Source organism: Streptomyces sp. Y20 (assembly GCF_043195475.1).
Lineage (GTDB): Bacteria > Actinomycetota > Actinomycetes > Streptomycetales > Streptomycetaceae > Streptomyces.
In genome coordinates this window covers 113,813-133,787 of record NZ_JBIDDP010000015.1, presented here as the reverse complement: position 1 = coordinate 133,787, position 19,975 = coordinate 113,813, and the positions used below count along the sequence as shown (strand labels likewise).

The 19,975-nt window shown below is 76.5% G+C and carries 1 protein-coding gene; it reads right to left on the bottom strand.

The annotated features are described in order from the left end of the window. Positions 1–17: 17 nt before the first annotated feature. A complete protein-coding gene (locus ACGFT1_RS30140) occupies positions 18–19,970 on the bottom strand; it encodes a non-ribosomal peptide synthase/polyketide synthase (protein ID WP_373912143.1) in 19,953 nt (6,650 codons plus the stop codon). Positions 19,971–19,975 lie beyond the last annotated feature (5 nt).

Sequence of the window (19,975 nt, the reverse complement as noted above, 5' to 3'; positions counted from 1 at the left end):
GCGGGGGCGGAGGATCGTCACCGGCCTCCCCTGGCGTGCCGGGCGAGCCGGCGCAGGGCCTCGGCGAAGTCCTCGGCCACGCGGCGCACGGTCGCGGTGTCGTGGACGCCGGGCCGGTGGTGCCAGGTGAAGGCGAGACGGCCGTGCTGGACCGCGCCCACCACCTCCAGCAGGTGCGAGCCCGGGTCCCGGGGGTCGTGGTCCTGCCCGAACGAGCCGTGTTCGGCGCGGACCAGGCCGCCGTCCGCCGTGTCGGGTCGGGCGTCCCACTGGCCGAGGTAGTTGAAGACCACCTCGCTGTGCGCGCTGCCGCCCAAGCGCTCGCGGACCTCCGGCGGTCCGAAGGTGCGCAGGGCGCCGAAGCCGATGCCGTTGCCGGGCACGGCCCGCAGCTGGCGGCGCACCGACTTCACCAGGGACCGCCAGTCGCGGTCCGGGCCGAGGTCGCCGGGCTCGGACACCTGGAGGGCGACCGGGTAGACGGTGGTGAACCAGCCGACCGTGCGGGAGAGGTCGACGCCGTCGAGCAGGTCCTCGCGGCCGTGGCCCTCCAGGTCCAGGCGGACCCGGTCGTGTCCGGTCCAGCGGGCCAGCGCCAGGGCGAGGGCGGTGAGCAGGACGTCGTTGACCCGGGTGCGGTAGGCGGTCGGCGCGGAGCGCAGCAGGGCCTCGGTGTCCTCCTCGCCGAGTTCCACGCTCACCACGGCCGCCGGTCCCGGCTCGGCCGCCGGGGCGGGGTCCGCCGGGGCGGGTCCGGCGTGCACCGCCTGTTCCCAGTGCGGCAGTTCGTGGTCGAGACCGCCCTCGGCGACGAACGCGGCGAGTCCCCGGGACCACGCGCGGAAACTGGTGCCGCGCTCCCCCAGCGTGACCGGGGCTCCCTGGAGCGCCTGCCGGTAGGCGGTCTCCAGGTCGTCGCGCAGGATGCGCCAGGAGACGGCGTCCACGACCAGGTGATGGGCGACGAGGAGGAGGAAGGCGGGCCGGTCCGGCTCGCCGGTGAACAGCGCGGCGCGCAGCTGCGGGCCGTGGGCCAGGTCGAGGCCCGCGTGCAGTTCGTCGGCGGTCTTCGCCATGGCCGCGTCGGCGTCCTCGGCGGACAGTCCGGTGAGGTCGTGGCGGGTGAGGACGTCGTGGCCGCCGGCGGGCGGCGGGTTGAACTGCCGCCAGCCGTCCGACTCCCGGGTGAACCGCATGCGCAGGGCGTCGTGGTGCTCCAGCAGCGCGTCGAGGGCGGCCCGCAGCGCCCGCGGGTCGGGGGTGCCGTCGAGTTCCAGCAGCGCCGACTGGTTGAAGTGGTGGTGGGCGGCGCGCGGGCTGGTCAGGAACCAGTGCTGGATCGGGGTGAGCGGCACCTCGCCGGTCACCGGGCCCTCCCCGGACCGCTGGGGCGCGCTGCGGACGACGGTGGCGAGTTCGGCGACGGTCTGGTGGGTGAACAGGTCCCGGGTCGCGATGTGCAGGCCGTCGCGGCGCAGCCGGGAGACGACCTGCATGCTCAGGACGGAGTCGCCGCCGAGCGCGAAGAAGTTGTCGTCGGCGCCGACCTCTTCGATACCCAGGACGTCGGCCCAGATCCGGGCGATGCGGCGTTCGGTCTCGGTGCGCGGCGCGGTCCGCGGCCCGTCGCCGGCGCGGGCGGGCCCGGGTGCGGGCAGGGCCCGCCGGTCCGTCTTGCCGTTCGGGGTGAGCGGCAGCCGGTCGAGGGCCACGAAGACGGACGGCACCATGTGCGGCGGCAGCAACCCGCCCAGGTGCAGCCGCAGCTCGCCGACGGGCAGCGGGGCGGACGGGTCGGCCTGGACGACGTAGGCCACGAGCCGGGCGGGGGCGCCGGGCGCATCCGCCTCGCGTACGGTCACGACCGCGTCCCGTACCAGGGGGCTGCGGCGCAGCGCGCTCTCGATCTCGCCGGGTTCGATGCGGAAGCCGCGCAGTTTGACCTGGTCGTCGGCGCGTCCGGCGAAGCGGAGCAGGCCGTCGGCGGTCCAGCGGACGAGGTCCCCGGTGCGGTACATCCGCTCCCCCGGTGCGCCGAACGGGTCGGCGACGAACCGCTGGGCGGTGAGTCCGGGCCGGCCCGGGTAGCCGCGGGCCAGTCCGGGACCGGTGATGTACAGCTCGCCGGTCACGCCGGGCGGGACGGGCCGCAGGGCGGCGTCGAGGACGTGGACGCGGGTGCTGCCGGCGGGGCGGCCGATGGGCGGGGCGCCGCTGCCGGGGGCCAGCGGGCCGGTCCAGGTGGCGACGACCGTGGCCTCGGTGGGCCCGTAGGAGTTGATCATGCGGCGGCCGGGCGCCCAGGTCTCCACGAGGTCGGCGGGGCAGGCCTCGGCGCCCACGATCAGCGTGCGCAGGGCGGGCAGGGCGGCGGCGGTCTCCGGCGCCACGGTGGCCAGCGCGGCCGGCGGGATCAGCGTGTGGGTGATGCGCCGCTCGGCGAGCACCTCCGCCAGCCGTTCCCCGACCAGCGGCCCCTCCTCACCGGTGACCAGGGCGGCCCCGCTGAGCAGGGAGACGCACAGCTCCAGTACGGAAGCGTCGAAGCTGGGCGAGGCGAACTGGAGCACCCGGTCGCCGGGGCCCGCCGCGTACTGTTCGGCGGCGGACGCGGCGAAGACGGCCAGGCCCCGGTGGGTGACCGCGACGCCCTTGGGGGTGCCGGTGGAGCCCGAGGTGTAGATGACGTAGGCGGGGTGCGCCGGGGTGAGCGCGGTGGGGCGGTCGGTGTCCGTGGGCGCGGTCGGTGGTCCGTCCGCGGTCCACACCTCGGCGGGATCGGCGAGGACGAGGTGGGCGCCCGCGTCGCGGATCATGAACTCACGTCGCTGCGGCGGGTAGTCCGGGTCGACGGGCAGGAAGGCGCCGCCGGCCTTGGCGACGGCGATCTGGGCCACGACCGTCGCCGCGGAGCGGGGCAGGGCCAGGGCCACGACCCGCTCCGGTCCGACGCCGTCCCGCAGCAGCCGGTGGGCCAGCCGGTTGGCCGCCCGGTCGACGTCCGCGTAGGTCAGCTCGCGGTCGCCGTCCACGAGTGCCACCGCGTCCGGGGTGCGGGCCGCCTGCCGTTCGAACAGGTCGGGCAGGGTTGCCTCGGGCACCGCGCGGAAGGTGCCGCGGCCGTGGTCCAGCAGGGTCTTCAGTTCGTCGTCCGAGGTCAGCGGCAGGGCGCCGAGCGGGCGGTCGGGGTTCTCGGCGACGGCGTCCAGCAGGGTGCCGAGCTGGCCTGCCATCCGTTCCGCGGTGGCCGCGTCGAACAGGTCGGTGTTGTAGGTGAGCAGGCCGTGCAGGGCTCCGGAGCCGGTCTCGGCGAACTCCAGGGTGAGGTCGAACGCGGCCTGCTCGGACTCCGGTTCCACGTCGGTGACGTCCAGGCCGGGCAGGTCGAGGTCGGCCGACGGGGTGTTCTGCAGGACGACCATGACCTGGAAGAGCGGACTGCGGCTGGTGTCGCGGACCGGCTGGACCTCGTCCACGACCCGCTCGAAGGGCACGTCCTGGTGGGCGAAGGCGTCGAGGACGGTTTCCCGCACCGCGCCCAGGAAGGCGGTGAAAGGCTGTTCGGCGTCGGTTCGGGACCGCAGGACCAGGGTGTTGACGAAGAACCCGACCAGGGCCTGGGTCTCGGCCCGGTCGCGGCCGGAGGTGACGGTGCCGACGGCGATGTCGTCGGTGCCGGAGAGCCGGGCCAGATAGGCCTGGGCGGCGGCGACGAGCGTGGTGAACAGGGTGGTTCCCCGGTCCCGGGCGAGCTCGGTCAGCCGCCGGGCCGTCCGGGCGGGCACGACCAGGGGGGTGGTGGCGCCGGCGCTGGTGCGCACCGGCGGCCGGGGCCGGTCGGTGGGCAGGTCCAGTGGTGCGGTGCCGGCCAGGTGCTGCTTCCAGTAGGCGAGCTGCCCGTCCGCGCCGGCGGCGCCGGCCGTGCGCTGCCAGTGCGCGTAGTCGCCGTACTGCACCGGCAGCGGCGGCAGGTCGTCCTGTACGGCACCCAGTCGTGCCCGGTAGAGGTGGGCGAGGTCGCCGAGCAGGACGGAGGTGGACCAGCCGTCGGTGACGATGTGGTGCAGGGTCAGGGTGAGGACGTGGTCGTGGTCGGCGAGCCGGACCAGGCCGGCGCGCAGCAGCGGTCCCTGACGCAGGTCGAAGGGGCGGGAGCGCTCCTCGGCGAGCAGGGCCCGCAGCGCGGGTTCCCGTTCGCCGTCGGTGAGGTGGGCCAGGTCGCGCACGGGGAGCGGTACGTCCCGGGGCGGGTGGACGCGCTGCACGCCGTGTCCGTCGACGCTGTCGAAGGTGGTGCGCAGCGACTCGTGCCGGGCCACCAGGGCGACGAGGGCCGCGTGGAGGGCGCCGCTGTCCAGGGTGCCGTGCAGGCGCAGGGCGAGCGCGGTCACGTACTCGGCGCCGCCGGGCGCGAACTCCTCCAGGAACCACAGGCGTTGCTGGGCGTACGACATCGGCGCGGCCCCCTCGCGGGCGACCGGGACGATCTCCGGCCGGCCGCTGCCCTGCCGGCTGCCGAGCAGCCGGGCCAGGCCGGCGGGCGTGGGGTGGCTGAACACCGCGCGGGGGGTGAGGTCGGTGTCGAAGTCCTCGGCGAGGCGGGAGGCGAGCCGGATGGAGAGGATCGAGTCGCCGCCGAGCCGGAAGAAGTCGTCCTCGGCGCCGGGCGGTTCGATGCCCAGCACCTCGCCGAAGACGTCCGCCGTGCGGCGCTCGGCCTCGGTACGCGGCTCGACCCGCCCGGCCCGTGCCGTGGCCCGGGGGGCGGGCAGCGCCGCCCGGTCCACCTTGCCGTTGCCGCTCAGCGGGAGGGCGTCGAGCGGGACGAAGGCGCCGGGGACGAGGTACTCGGGCAGGGCGCGGGCGGCGAAGGCCCGCAGCTCCTCGGTGTCCCGGCCGGCCGGGCCGACGACGTAGGCGACGAGCCGCCTGGCGCCCGGCCGGTCCTCGCGGGCCAGCACGGCCACGTCCACGACGCCGGGGTGGGCGGCGAGCGCCGCCTCGACCTCGCCGGGCTCGACCCGGAAGCCGCGGATCTTGACCTGGTCGTCGGCGCGGCCCAGGAACTCGACGGTGCCGTCCGGCCGCCGCCGGGCGAGGTCGCCCGTGCGGTACATCCGGGCTCCGGGCGGGCCGCAGGGGTCGGCGAGGAAGCGGGCGGCGGTGTCGCCGGGACGGCCCAGGTAGCCGCGGGCGACGCCCTCTCCGGCCACGTACAGCTCGCCCGCGCAGCCCGGCGGCACGGGCCGCAGCCGGGCGTCGAGGACGTGGACCCGCATGTCGTCCAGGGGGTGGCCGACGGGGACGGTGTCGGGCACCGCCGCCGGGTCCGTGAGCGCGCAGGAGGTCGCGAAGGTGGTGGTCTCGGTGGGGCCGTAGCCGTCCACCACGGTCAGTCCGGGGCAGGCGGACAGGACGCGGCGCACGGCCTGGGCGGGGACGACGTCTCCGCCGGTCCAGACCTGCCCGAGACCGCGGAAGCAGTCCGGCGCGTCCTGGGCGAGCAGCCGGAACAGGCCGGCGGTCAGCCACAGCGCGCTCAGCCCGTCACCGGCGGTCAGCCGGCGGATCAGGGCCGCGTCCACGCCGTCGCCGGGGGCCACGACCACGCAGCCGCCGTTGAGGAGGGGCGCCCACACCTCGAAGGTGGCCGCGTCGAAGGCCACCGGCGAGTGCAGCAGCACCCGGGCGGACACCCCGCCGGCGAACCGGCTGTCGGTGGCGAGCGCGGCGACGTCACGGTGGCGTACGGCGACCGCCTTGGGCCGGCCGGTGGAGCCGGAGGTGAACATCACGTACGCCAGCCGGTCGGGGTCGGCGGGCGGCGCCTGCTCCCCCGCGCCGGTGCCGGGCGCCGGCCGGCCGGTACCGGCGTCCGGTGTCCGCCCGTCCGGGGTCCCGGGGCGGGCGGCGGCCACCTCGGCGGCGGTGAGCCGGACGGTCGCGCCCGCCTGGGCGAGGAGGGTGCGCCGGCGCTCCTCGGGGGCCCGGGTGTCGACGGGCACGTAGGCGCCGCCCGCCATGAGCACCGCCAGCTGGGCGACGACGAGTTCGGCGGAGCGCTCCATCAGCAGCGCCACCCGGCCCTCGGGGGCCAGCCCGGCGGCGAGCAGCCGCGCGGACAGGGCGCGGGACCACTCGGCGAGTTCCCGGTAGGTCACCGCGCGGTCGCCGTCGGACACCGCTGTCGCGTCCGGGGCGCGGCGGGCCTGCTCCGCGAACAGGTCCACCGGGCTGCGCGGTGCGGTCGGGCGGGTGGTGGTGTTCCAGGCGGCCAGCAGGCCGCGGTCGGCCGGGGTGAGCAGGTCCAGGTCGCCGAGGCCGGCGCCGGACCCGTCGGCGAGGGTGGTGAGCAGGGCGGCGAACCGCTCCGCGGCGCGCTCGGCGGTGCCGGCGTCGAACAGGGCGGGGTCGTAGGAGAGGTCGAAGCCGAGCCGTTCGGCCAGGTGGGCGCGCAGGCACCAGGGGAAGGTGGTGGCGTCGTCGGCGCGCACCTCCTCGACGCGGACGCCGGTGCGGGCCGTGGCCTCCTCGTCCACGGGGTAGTTCTCGAAGACCACCATGCTGTCGAACAGCGGTTCCCCGGCGGGGATCTCGGTGGCGGCCTGGATGCGGGGCAGGGCGAGGAAGTCGAAGCGGCGGGCGTCGCTCTGCCGTTCCTGGAGGTCGCGCAGCCACGGCAGTACGGGTCCGGACGGGACGCGGACACGGGTCGGCACCGTGTTGATGAACATGCCGATCATGCCTTCGACGCCGGGCAGTTCGGCGGGGCGGCCGGAGACGGTGGTGCCGAACACCACGTCGTCCCGGCCGCTGTACCGGGCCAGCAGCAGCGCCCAGGCCCCCTCCACCACGGTGTTGACGGTGAGCCCTGCGCGGGCGGCGGTCTCCCGCAGCCGCCGCGAGACGCCGGCGTCCAGCTCGTGGTGGACGGCCGCGGCGGACCGGGCCCGGTGGGCCTCGGCGGGCGTGCGGTCGTACGGCAGCGGGGTGCGGGCGGTGAATCCGGCCAGGGCGTCGGCCCAGTGCCGTTCGGCCGCCGTCTCGTCCTGCTCGCCCAGCCAGTGCAGGAAGTCCGCGAACGGCCGCCGAACCGGGGGTGGCGTGTGCGGGCCGCCGGTCAGCCCGGCGTAGCGCGCGCAGACCTCGGTGAGCAGCTGTCCGGTGCTCCAGCCGTCGAGGACGATGTGGTGGGTGGACCACAGCAGCAGCACCTCGTCGCCGGGCAGGGCGGCCAGGGCGAGGCGGGTCAGCGGTGCGGTGGTGAGGTCCATGCCCGCCGCGCGGTCCTCGGCGAGCAGCCGGTCGGTCGCCTCGGCACGCTGTCCGGGGGTGAGGGCGCGCCAGTCGAGGCGGGTGACGGGCAGCTCGGCGCGGCGGTGGACGATCTGCACGGGGTGGGGCAGGCCCTGCCAGTGGACGCTCGTGCGCAGGGCCGGGGTGCGGTCGGTGACCTGCTGCCAGGCCGCGGCGAAGGCGTCCGGGTCGGCCACGCCGGACAGCCGTACGGCCGTGCGGTCGAAGTAGGCGTGCTCGGTGTCGACGAGGCCGTGGAAGAGCATGCCGGACTGGAGCGGGGTGAGCGGCAGGACGTCCTCGACGTGCCGGCCGTCTCCGACGAGCCGGTCCAGCCGGTCCTGGGTGAGGTGGGCGAGGGGGAAGTCGGAGGGTGTGCGGCCGCCCGCGCCGGGGCGGGCGCAGTGCGCCACCAGGTCGCGCAGGGCCGCGGTGGTCTCCTCGGCGAGCCGGGCGACGGTGGCCCGGTCGTAGATCTCCGCCGGGTAGGTCCAGCCGAGTTCGAGGCGGCCCTGCTGGACCACTCCGGTGATGTCCAGGAGGTAGGGGCGGGACTCGTCCGGGTCGGTGTCCCGGCCCGCCGGGGGCAGGGAGCCGCGGACCAGGCCGTCGGCGGTGGCGCCGCCGGCGTCCCACTGGCCGTGGTAGTTGAAGCCGACCTGCGGGGCCGGGGCGGAGGTGAGCGGGCTGCCGGGCCTCAGGTGGCGCAGGGCGCCGTGGCTCAGACCGTGCAGCGGTACGGCGCGCAGCTGCTCCTTGACGGAGCGGAGGGTGTCGTGCCAGCCGGCGTCGGGGTCGACGCGCAGGGCCAGGGGGAACTCGGCGGTGAACCAGCCCACGGTCCGCGACAGGTCGACGTCCTCGAACAGGTCTTCCCGGCCGTGGCCCTCCACGCCGAGCAGCACGGTGTCGCGCCCGCACCAGCGGGCCAGGGTGCGGCCGAGGGCGCTGAGGAGGACGTCGTTGACCTGGGTGCGGTAGACCTCGGGGACCTGCCGCAGCAGGGCGTCGGTGGTCCCGGCGTCCAGGGTGACGGTGACGGTGGCGGCGGTGCCGTGGGTGTTGGCGCCGGGCCGTCCGGCGGGCAGCCCGGCCGGGGCGGCGGTGGCGCGGGTCCAGTAGGGCAGGTCCGCGTCCAGGCCGCCGGAACGGGTGTGCCGGTCGAGGCGGGCGGCCCAGTGGCCGTAGGAGGTGCCGGGGGCGGGCAGTGCGGCGGGGTTCCCGGCCGCGGCGGCCCGGTGGGCGGTCTCCAGGTCGGCCAGCAGGATGCGCCAGGAGACACCGTCGATCACCAGGTGGTGCGCGGTGATGACGAGCTGTCCCGGCCGCCGCGGGCCGAGGTCGAGGAACAGGACGCGCACGACCCGGCCCTCGGCGGGGTCGAGGGCTGCCTGCGCCTCGTCCGTGAGCCGCTGCGCCTCCGCCTCCGCCGCCCCGTCGTCCAGGCCGGTCAGGTCGTGCCCGGTGAAGACGCCGTCCGGTGCCTCGTCCAGCACCTCCTGGCGCCAGCCGTCGGCGGTGCGGCGGAACCGCGTCCGCAGGGCCGCGTGGTGGCGTACGAGGGCGTCGGCGGCCTGCCGCAGGGCCGGGGCATCGGTGTCCGGGGCGAGCTCGAGACGCTGGGTCATGGTGAAGCGCAGCTTCTGCCCGGGGTCGCGCCCGTCCAGGTACCAGTGCTGGATCGGGGTGAGCGGCGCCTCGGCCGGGGTGTCCTCGCCGGTTGCCGTGGGGGGCGCCGACTCCCCGGTGCGCAGGGCGAGTTCGGCGACGGTCTGGTGGCGGAAGACGTCCTTGGTGGTGAGGGCGAGGCCGGCCTGCCGGGCGCGGGAGACGATCTGGATGCTGAGGATGGAGTCGCCGCCGAGCGCGAAGAAGTTGTCCCGGGTGCCGACCCGTTCGACGCCGAGGACCTCGGCCCAGATCGCGGCGAGGCGTTCCTCGGTGGCGGTCCGGGGGGCGGTGTACGCGGTGGCGCTGTCGGGCTGCGCGGGCGGGGCGGGCAGGGCGCGCCGGTCGGTCTTGCCGCTGGTGGTGCGCGGGATGCCGGCGAGCGTGACGAAGGCGGCGGGCACCATGTGGTCGGGCAGGGTCCGGCGCAGGGCGACCCGCAGTGCGTCGGCGGAGGGGGTCCGGCCGGCGGCGGGCACCACGTAGGCGACCAGCATGAGACGGCCGGCGTGCTCACGCGCGCTCACCGCCGCGTCGGTGACGTCGGGGTGGGCGAGGAGGGCGGCCTCGACCTCGCCGGGCTCGATGCGGAACCCGCGGATCTTGACCTGTTCGTCCACCCGCCCGAGGAACTCCAGCAGTCCGTCCCGGTCCCAGCGGGCCCGGTCCCCGGTGCGGTACATGCGCTCGCCGGGCGCGCCGAACGGGTCGGCGGGGAAGCGGGCGGCGGTCAGTCCGGGCCGGCCGAGGTAGCCGCGGGCGACCTGCGCCCCGGCGAGGTACAGCTCGCCGGGCGTCCCGGGTGGCACCGGGCGCAGCGCGCCGTCGAGGACGTAGGCCCGCAGGTTGCCGCCGGGACGGCCGAGGACCGGCCGGCCGGGCCGGTCGGCGCAGCGGCCGTAGACGGCGTCGACGGTGCATTCGGTGGGCCCGTACATGTTGTACACGGCCACGCCCAGTTCGTGTTCGGCGCGTACGAGCTCCTGCCAGGTGGCCGTGGTGACGGCCTCGCCGCCGACGAGCAGCAGCCCCGGGTGGTGGCGGCCGGGGGCGAGCAGGCGGGCGGAGGTGAGTTCCCGCAGGAAGGAGGGGGTGACGTTCACCAGGTCGATGCGGTGTGCGGCGACCTGGGCGCAGAACGCCTCCGGGTCCAGGCGTACGTCCTCGTCGACGAGGTGCACCTCGTGGCCGAGGGCGAGGAGCAGCGGTCCTTCCCAGGAGGTGTCGAAGGAGAAGGAGGCGCTGAGCGCGGCCCGCAGCCGCCGCCCGCCGGCGGTGTGCGGGGCGAGCAGGTGCTCGCGGTGGTCGTGGCAGAGGTTGACCAGCTGCCGGTGTTCGACGGCGACGCCCTTGGGGCGGCCGGTGGAGCCGGAGGTGTGGATGATGTAGGCGGTGTGCCCGGGCAGCAGCGGCCGGACGCGGTCCGTGTCGGCCGGGTCGTGGTCGGGCAGCCGGTCCCAGGGCACCGCGCCGAGGCCGGTCAGCAGGGTGTGCGGCCGGACGTCGTCGAGGAGGAACGCGACGCGGTCCTCCGGAAGCGCGGGGTCGAGGCAGACCAGGGTGGCGCCCGCCTTGAGGACCGCCAGCACCGCCACCACCAGGTCGGAGGTGCGCGGGAGCCGTACCGCGACGACGTCCTCGGGGCCGGCGCCGCCGGCGATGAGGTGGTGGGCGAGCCGGTTGGCCCGCTGGTTCAGCGCGGCGAAGTCCCAGGTGGCGTCCCGGGCCACCAGGGCGGTGTGGTGCGGGGTGCGGGCGGCCCGGTCCTCGAACAGGGCCGGGAAGGTGGTGTCCGGCTCGGGCAGGCGGGCGCCCGTGCCGTACCGGAGCACCTGCTGCCGCTCGTCGTCGGTCATCAGCGGCAGGGCGCCCACGGCCCGCTCCGGGTCCTCGGCGGCGGCCTCCAGCAGGATCCGCAGCCGGCCGGCGAGCCGCTCGGCGGTGGCGGCGTCGAACAGCCCGGTGTTGTACTCCAGGTAGCCGGTGAGGCCGCCGTCGTCCTCCACGAAGTCGAAGGCGAGGTCGAAGGTGGCGTTGCGGACCGGCGGGGTCACCGGTTCCACCGTGAGGCCGGGCAGCCGGAGCGTCTCGGCGCCCAGGTTGTGCAGCGCGACCATCACCTGGAACAGCGGGGTGCGGCTGGTGTCGCGTTCGGGCTGGAGGGCGTCCACGACCCGCTCGAAGGGGATGTCCTGGTGGGCGAACGCCTCCAGTACGGTGCCGCGCACCTCGGCCAGCAGTTCCCGGAAGGGCAGGTCGGGGCGGACGCGGGCGCGCAGCACGAGGGTGTTGACGAACATGCCGACCACGTCGTGCAGTTCGGGCCGCTCACGGCCGGCGGTGACGGTGCCGACGGTGACGTCCTCCTGGCCGGCCCAGCGGGCGAGCAGCACCTGGCAGGCCGTCACCAGGGTCATGTAGAGGGTGGCGTCGGCCTCCCGGCCGCGCTCGCGCAGCCGCGCGGTCAGCGCGGCGGGCAGGGTGAAGGTCACCAGGGCGCCGTCGCGGGTGCGGACGGCCGGGCGGGGCCGGTCGGTGGGCACTTCCAGCGGGGTCACACCGTCGAGGGCCCCGCGCCAGTACGCGAGGTCGGCCTCGGCGTGGCCGGTGCGTCCGCGCTGCCAGGCGGCGTAGTCGGTGTAGCGGACCGGCAGGTCGGGCAGTGCGGGGCGGCGGCCGTCCAGGGCCGCCGCGTACAGCTCCCCCAGGTCCCGGCCGAGGACGCCGACGGACCAGCCGTCGGTGGCGATGTGGTGCACGGCGAGGACGAGGACGTGCTCGTCCGCGGCGAGCCGGGCCAGGCGGGCGCGCAGCAGGGGTCCGGCGGCCAGGTCGAACGGGGTGGCGGCCTCGTCCTCGATGAGGGTGTCCAGGGCGGCGGGGTCCGCGAGGTCCTCCACGGGGAGGTCGACGGATCGCGGCGGGTGGACGATCTGCCGTGCCTGGCCGTCGTGTTCGGCGAAGGTGGTGCGCAGTGTGCCGTGCCGGGCGACCAGGCCGTCCAGGGCGGTGCGCAGCGCGCCGGCGTCGAGCGGGCCGCGCAGGCGCAGCACCGACAGGGTGGTGTACTCGGTGCTGCCCGGCTCGAACCGGTCCAGGAACCACAGTCGCTGCTGGGCGTACGACAGCGGGGCCGGGCCGTCCGCGCCGGCGGCCGGGACGGCGTCGGCGTCGCTCCCGGTCCCGGGGTCGCCCAGCGCCGCCGCGAGGGCGGACAGCGTGGGGTGGGTGAACAGCAGCCTCGGTGAGACGTCGGTGCCGAAGGCCGCGCGCAGCCGGGAGGTGACGCGGACGGCGAGGATGGAGTCGCCGCCGAGGGCGAAGAAGTCGTCGTCGGCGCCGACCTCGCCGGTGTCCAGGACGTCGGTCCACGCGGCGGCGACGAGCCGTTCGGCGGGGGTGCGCGGCGCGGTCCGCGCCGCGTCGGCGGCGAAGCCGTCGGGGCCGGGGGCGGGCAGGGCGCGCCGGTCGAGTTTGCCGTTGACGGTGAGCGGCAGGGCGGCCATCGGCACGTAGGCCGCGGGCACCATGTGCGCGGGCAGCAGCCGCTCCAGGTGGGCGCGGAGGTCCGCGGCGGAGGGGGGCGGCACGGTGCGGTCGCCGGTGCCGGTGCCGACGACGTGGGCCACCAGCCGGCGTGTCCCGGCGGTGTCCTCGTACACGCCGACGGCCGCCGCGCCCACGCCCGGGTGGGTGTGCAGGGCCGCCTCGATCTCGCCGGGTTCGATGCGGTAGCCGCGGATCTTGACCTGCTGGTCGGCGCGGCCCAGGTACTCCAGGGTGCCGTCGGCCCGCCGGCGGGCCCGGTCCCCGGTGCGGTACATGCGGGTGCCGGGCCGTCCGAACGGGTCGGCGGGGAAGCGGGTCGCGGTGAGGCCGGGCCGGTTCAGGTAGCCGCGCGCCAGGCCTTCGCCGGCCACGAACAGCTCCCCCACCGCGCCGGGCGGTACGGGGTTCATGGCGCCGTCGAGGACGTGGACCCGCAGGTCGGGGATGCCGGTGCCGATGGGGCTCGCGGTGCCGCCGCGGGCGGCGTCGCGGTCCAGGGGCGCGTAGGTGACGTGCACGGTGGTCTCGGTGATGCCGTACATGTTGACCAGGCGGGGCGCGGTGTCCGGGTGGCGGGCGTACCAGTCGGCGAGGCGGGTGACGTCGAGCGCCTCGCCGCCGAATATCACGGTGCGCAGCGCCAGCCGGTCGCCGGTGGCGGGGAGTTCGGCGTCCGCGCGGATCAGCGGGTAGAACGCGGAGGGCGTCTGGTTGAGGACGGTGACCTGTTCGTCGGCGAGCAGCCGCAGGAAGTCCTCCGGGGAGCGTGCGGTGTCCTCGGGGACGACGACGAGCCGGCCGCCGTGCAGCAGCGGGCCCCACAGCTCCCACACCGAGAAGTCGAAGGCGTAGGAGTGGAAGAGGGTCCACACGTCGTCGGGTCCGAAGCCGAACCACTGCCGGGTGCGGGTGAACAGCCGGACCACGTTGGCGTGCGGGACGACGACGCCCTTGGGGCGGCCGGTGGAGCCGGAGGTGTAGATGGCGTAGGCGGGGCTGTCGGGCAGCGGGCGGCGGTCCGGGTCCGCCGGGCCGGTGGCCGGACGCCGGGCCAGGTCCGCCCGTACGTCGGGGTCGTCCAGCAGCAGGACGGGGACGGTGGTTCCGGCCTCGGTGCTGGTGGTGGTGACCAGGGCCGCCGGCCGGGCGTCGGCGAGGATGCCGCGGACGCGTTCGGCGGGCAGCGCGGGGTCGACGGGCAGGTAGGCGGCGCCGGCCTTCAGCACGGCGAGGACGGCCACGACGAGGTCGGTGGAGCGGGGCAGCGCGAGGGCCACGAACGTCTCGGGTCCGGCGCCGAGTTCGGCGAGCCGGTGGGCGAGGCGGTTCGCCCGCGCGTCCAGGGTGGCGTAGTCGAGGCGGTCGGCGCCGCAGCCGACGGCCTCGGCGTGGGGGGTGCGGGCGGCCTGTGCCGCGAAGAGTTCGGGCAGCGTCTCGGCGGGCCGGCCCTCGGCGGTGCCGTTCCACTCGGTGAGCAGCCGGTGCCGCTCCCCGGCGGTGGTCCAGGCGAGGGCGCGCAGCGGGCGGTCGGGGTCGTCGGCCAGCTCCGTGAGCAGCAGGCACAGGCGGCCGGCGAGTGCCCGGACGGTCGCGGCGTCGAACAGGCCGGGGTCGTAGGCGAGGTCGAAGCCGAACCGTTCGCCCTGGTAGGCCCGCAGGACGAGGGGGTAGTTGGTGGCGTCCCGGGAGGAGACGTCCGTCAGGCGTATCCCGGAGCCGGCCGCGCCCGCCTCGTCGAAGGGGTAGTTCTCGAAGGCGACCATGCTGTCGAACAGCGGGCTGCCGGAGGGGACGTCGCTCAGGCCGGTCAGCTCGGCGAGGGACACCGCGGCGAACCGGCGGGCCTCGGCCTGCGCCTCCTGGAGTTCCCTGAGCCAGGCGGTGGCACTGCGGCCGCCGTCGACCCGGACGCGGGTGGGCAGGGTGTTGATGAACATGCCCACCATCGACTCGACGCCGGGCAGGTCGTCGGGGCGTCCGGAGACGGTGGTGCCGAACAGCACGTCCGGTTCGGCGCTGTAGCGGGACAGCAGCAGCGCCCAGGCCCCCTGCACCACGGTGCCGAGGGTGAGTCCGGCCGACCGGGCGGTGCGGGCCAGCCGTGCGGAGACCTCCTCGGACAGTCCGGCCGTGTACACGTCGGCGGAGCGGGTCTCGTGCCCGGGGCGGCGGACGCGGTCGGCGGGCAGCGGGGTGGGGGTGGCGAAGCCGTCGAGGACGGTCCGCCAGTGCGCGTGGGCGGCGTCGGTGTCCTGGGCGGCGAGCCAGCGCACGTAGTCGCCGAACGGCCGCCGTACCGGGGGCCGCGGCTCGGTGCCGGCGGTGAGCGCCGCGTACTGCGCGAACACGTCGGTGAGGACCTGGGCGAGGCTCCAGCCGTCCAGGATCAGGTGGTGGGAGGTCCACAGCAGGTGCAGCCGGGCATCGGGCAGCCGGACGAGCGTCAGCCGCATCAGGGGCGCGGTGTCGAGGTCGATGCCGCGGGCGAGGTCGTCGGCGCGCAGCCGGGCGAGCCGCTCGGCGCGCTCCGCCGCGTCCAGTTCCCGCCAGTCGTACCGCTCCACCGGCACGGTGACGGCGCGGTGCACGACCTGGAGCGGTATCGGCACGTCCTCCCACACCACACGCGTGCGCAGGGCGGGGGTGCGGTCGGTGACGCGCTGCCAGGCGACGGCCAGGGCGTCGGGGTCGCTGACGCCCTCCAGCAGCAGCGCGGCCTGGTCGACGTACACGTCGTCCGGTCCGCCGACGAGCCGGTGGAAGAGCATGCCCTCCTGGAGCGGGGTGAGCGGCAGGAGGTCCTCCACGTCCCGGCCGTCGCCGGCGATCCGGTCCACGCCGGCCTGGTCCAGGCGGGCGAGCGGGAAGTCGGAGGGGGTACGGCCGCCGGCGCCGGGGCGGGCGCAGTGCTCGGCGATGGCGGCGAGGGCGCCCACCATGCCGTCGGCCAGCCGCTGGACGGTGCCGGCCCGGTGCACCTGGTCGCTGTAGTGCCAGGTGATCTCCAGCTCGCCGTCGGAGACCACGGCGGAGACGTCCAGCAGGTGGTCCAGGGGCCGGGTGGGGTCCACGTCGCGGCCGGGTACGTCGGCGGTGGGCGCGAAGTCCCCGCCGGGGGCGGCCTCCCACTGGCCGTGGTAGGTGAAGCAGACCGGGGGCAGCGGGAGCGCGCCGAGGCCGCGGGCCTCCGGCCGGGGTGAGCCGAGGTGGCCGAGCGCCTGGTAGGTCAGCCCGCGGCGGGGTACGGCCCGCAGCCGCTCCTTGACGGCCTTGAGGGTGGCGCCCCAGTCGGCCGGGTCCCCCGGGGCGAGGGTCACCGGGTACTGGGTGGTGAACCAGCCCACCGTGCGGGACAGGTCGGCGCCCTCGGCGAGGTCCTCCTCGCGTCCGTGGCCCTCCAGGGCGACGGTCACCCGGTCGGTGCCCGTCCAGTCGGCGAGGACCCGGCCCAGCGCGCTCAGCAGCACGTCGTTGACCTGGGTGCGGTACGCGCCCGGCACGCGGCGCAGCAGCGCGTCGGTGGTGGCGCGGTCCACGCGGGTGCGTACGGTGCGCACGGACCCGGCGAGCGGGGTGCCGGGGAGGTCCACGGGCAGCGGGGTGCGGGGCTGGGCGGCCTCCTCGGTCCAGTACGCCAGGTCGTCGTCCAGGTCACCGGCGCGGACCCGGTCGGTGAGCCGGCGCGCCCAGTCGGCGAACGGGGTGTGTTCGGGTTCGAGCCGGGGTTCCCCGCCCGCCACGGCCTGCCGGTAGGCCAGTTCGAGGTCGGCGAGGACCACCCGCCAGGAGACGCTGTCGACCGCCAGGTGGTGGATGGTGAGGAACAGCCGGGGCCGCTCGCCGCCGGTCAGCAGGGCGGCGCGCAGCAGGGCGCCGGTGGCCGGGTCCAGGGCGGCGCGGGCGGCGTCGGCGGCCTCGGCGGGCGGGGTCGCGGGGTCGTGGCAGGTCAGCAGTGCGGTGGCCGGGCCGGTGCCCGGGTGCTGCCGCCAGGTCCGTTCCGTGCGGGTGAAACGGGCGCGCAGCGACGGGTGGTGGGCCACGACGGCTTCCAGCGCCCGTTCGAGGGCGGCCCGGTCGAGGTCGTGGGGCAGGTCGAGCAGCATCGACATGCTGAAGTGCCGCAGCGGGCCGTGGGTGGCGAGGAACCACTCCTGGACCGGGGTGAGCGGGGCGGGCCCGTCCTCGTGGGGGCGCCGGGGCGCGGGCACGGGGGCGGTGCGGTGGGACGCGGCGGCGGCCAGGTCGGCGACCGTCTGGTGGCGGAAGACGTCCTGGGAGCCGATCCGCAGGCCCGCGGCGCGGGCCCGGGCGACGGCCTGGATGCTGAGGATCGAGTCGCCGCCCAGCTCGAAGAAGTTGTCCGTGACGCCGACCCGGGGCACCCCGAGCACCTCGGCCCAGATGCCGGCCAGGGTCTCCTCGTCCGGGGTGCGGGGGGCGGCGAACTCGCGCTGCCCCTCGGTGGGCGCGGGGGCGGGCAGCGCGCGGCGGTCCAGCTTTCCGCTGGTGGTCAGCGGCAGCGCGTCGAGCGGGGTGAAGGACGACGGGACCAGGGGGTCCGGCAGGGTGCGGCGCAGCGCCGCCCGCAGGTCCGCGGGGGCGGGCCGGGGCGCGCCGGGCGCGGGGACGACGTAGGCGGCGAGGCGGGTGTGGCCGTGCGCGTCGGGTGCGGCGACGACCGCGGCGGCGCCGATCCCGGGCAGGGCGAGCAGGGCGGCCTCGATCTCCCCGGGCTCGATGCGGTGGCCGCGCACCTTGACCTGGTCGTCGGCGCGGCCGAGGTAGTCCAGGCGGCCGTCGGCGGTCCAGCGGGCCAGGTCGCCGGTGCGGTACATGCGGGTGCCGGGCGGCCCGTAGGGGTCGGCGGGGAAGCGTGCCGCGGTCAGGCCGGGGCGGCCGGTGTAGCCGCGGGCCAGCTGGTCGCCGGCGAGGTACAGCTCGCCGCCGACACCGGGCGGCACCGGCTGGAGGCGGTCGTCCAGGACGTAGGCGCGGACGCCGGGCAGGGGGCGGCCCACCAGCGGGCGGTCGCCGCCGTCGATACGGCAGGACAGCGCGTCGACCGTGCACTCGGTGGGGCCGTAGAAGTTGTGGGCCCGCACGTCCGGGTGGGCGGCCAGCTCGCGCCACAGGGCGGGGCCGACGGCCTCACCGCCGAGCATGAGGACGCGGGGGTGGTGCCGGGGGTCGGTGAGCAGTCCGGCGGGCAGCAGCTGCCGCAGGTAGGACGGGGTGACGTCGAGGAAGTCGACGCGGTGTTCGACCACGTACTCGACCAGGGCGGCCGGGTCCATCCGGGTGACCTCGTCGACCAGGTGCAGCGGGTGGCCGTCGGCCATCAGCAGCACGCCCTCCAGGGAGGTGTCGAAGGAGAAGGACGCGGTGAGGGCCACCCGCAGCGGGCCGCCGCCCGCGTCGGCGACGAAGCCCTCGCGGTGGGCGGCCAGCAGGCGCACGGCCGAGCGGTGGGCGACGGCGACGCCCTTGGGCCGGCCGGTGGAGCCGGAGGTGTAGATGACGTAGGCGGTGTTCCGCGGGTCCAGCGGGGCACGCCGGTCGGCGTCGGTGGGGTCGGTGTCCGGGGCTGTCGCGGGCACCGCGCGCAGGGCGGCCTCGTCCAGGACCAGGGCGGGGCGGGCGTCGTCGAGGAGGTACCGGACGCGTTCCTCGGGCAGGGCCGGGTCCAGGGGCAGGTAGCCGGCGCCGGACTTCCAGGTCGCCAGGATCGCCGTGATCATGTCGGCGGTGCGCGGCAGCCGCAGCGCGACCAGCCGTTCGGGGCCGGCGCCCAGGGCGATGAGGTGGTGGGCGAGCCGGTTGGCGCGGGCGTTGAGGGCGGCGTAGTCGAGCCGTTCGCCGCCGGCGACGAGGGCGAGGGCGTCGGGGGTGCGGGCGGCCCGCTGCTCGAAGAGGGCGGGGTAGGTGGTGTCGTCGACCGGCGGGGCGGCGGGGTTCCAGTCGTGGACGACCTGCCGGGTCTCCGCCTCGGACAGCAGGGGCAGGCTGCCCAGGGGCCGGTCGGGCGCGCCGGCGGCTCCCTCCAGGAGGCGCAGCAGCTGTCCGGTCATGCGCTCGGCGGTGGCCGGGTCGAACAGGTCGGTGCGGTACTCCAGCAGACCGGTCAGGTGCTCGCCGTCCGGGACGAACTCCACGCTCAGGTCGAAGGTGGCCGCCTGCCGGGGCACGGTGACCGGTTCGGTGGCGAGGCCCTGCGGGGCGGTCGCGGCGGGCGGGTCGGGGTGCAGCAGGACCAGCACGTCGAACAGCGGGTTGCGGCCCGCCTCACGGGGTGCGCCCACCGCTTCCACGATCCGCTCGAACGGCGTGTCGCCGTGCGCGAAGGCGCCGTTGACCGTGTCGGCCGCCTGTGCGAGCAGGTCGCGGAAGGTGGCGGAGGGGTCCACCGCGGTGCGCAGCACGACCGTGTTCACGAAGAAGCCGACGGTGCGTTCCAGGTCGGTGCGGGACCGGCCGGGGGTGAGGGAGCCGACGGTGATGTCGTCCTGGCCGGACCAGCGGGCCAGCAGGGCCTGGGTGGCGGCGACCAGGGTGGTGTGCAGGGTGGTGCGGTGGTCCCTGGCGAGGTCGCGCAGCCGGGCCGTGAGACGGGCGGGGACGGTGAAGGTGTGGACGGCGCCCGCACCGGCCTCCTCGCCGCGCCGCGGCCGGTCCAGGGGCAGTTCCGGGGCGACCGCGCCGGTCAGCCGGTCCTTCCAGTAGGCGAGGTGCTTTTCGAGGCGGGGCCCGGAGAGCTGGTCGCGCTGCCACACCGCGAAGTCCGGGTACTGCGTGGCCACCGGGGGCAGCTTTGGTGCGGCGCCCCGGGCGAGGGCGTCGTAGGCGGTGCACAGTTCGTCCAGGACCAGGCCCATCGACCAGCCGTCGGTGACGATGTGATGGGCGGTCAGCAGCAGCACGTGCGAGGTGGCGGACTCGCGCAGCAGCAGCGCCCGCAGCAGGGGGCCCTGCCGCAGGTCGAAGGGGCGGGAGTACTCCGCCCGCAGGTCCGCGTCCAGGTCAGCGGTGTCGCGGACGGGCAGTGGCACCGGGCCCGCCGGCCGCACGGTCTGCACGGGCCGGCCGTCGGTCTCCGCGAACGTGGTGCGCAGCGCCTCGTGCCGGGCCACCACGGCGGTCAGGGCCTCGCGCAGCGCCTCGTGGTCCGGGGTGCCGGTGAGGCGGAGCGCGACCGCGCTGTTGTAGCGCGCGTCGCCGGGGCGCAGGCGGTCCAGGAACCACAGGCGCTGCTGGGCGAAGGAGAGGGGCAGCGGGTGGTCCCGGCCGGCGCGCGGGATGCCCTGCCGGGTGCCCGGTGCGGCGGCGGCCCCGGTCCGTCCGGCGAGGCGCCGGCGCAGTGCCTCGCGCAGGTCGGCGGGGAGGGCCTCGGCGCGGTCCTGCCGGGCGGACGCCGGGGAGGCGGGGCGGTGGTCGGGGTTCGACGGGGTCGAAGACGTCATGGTCG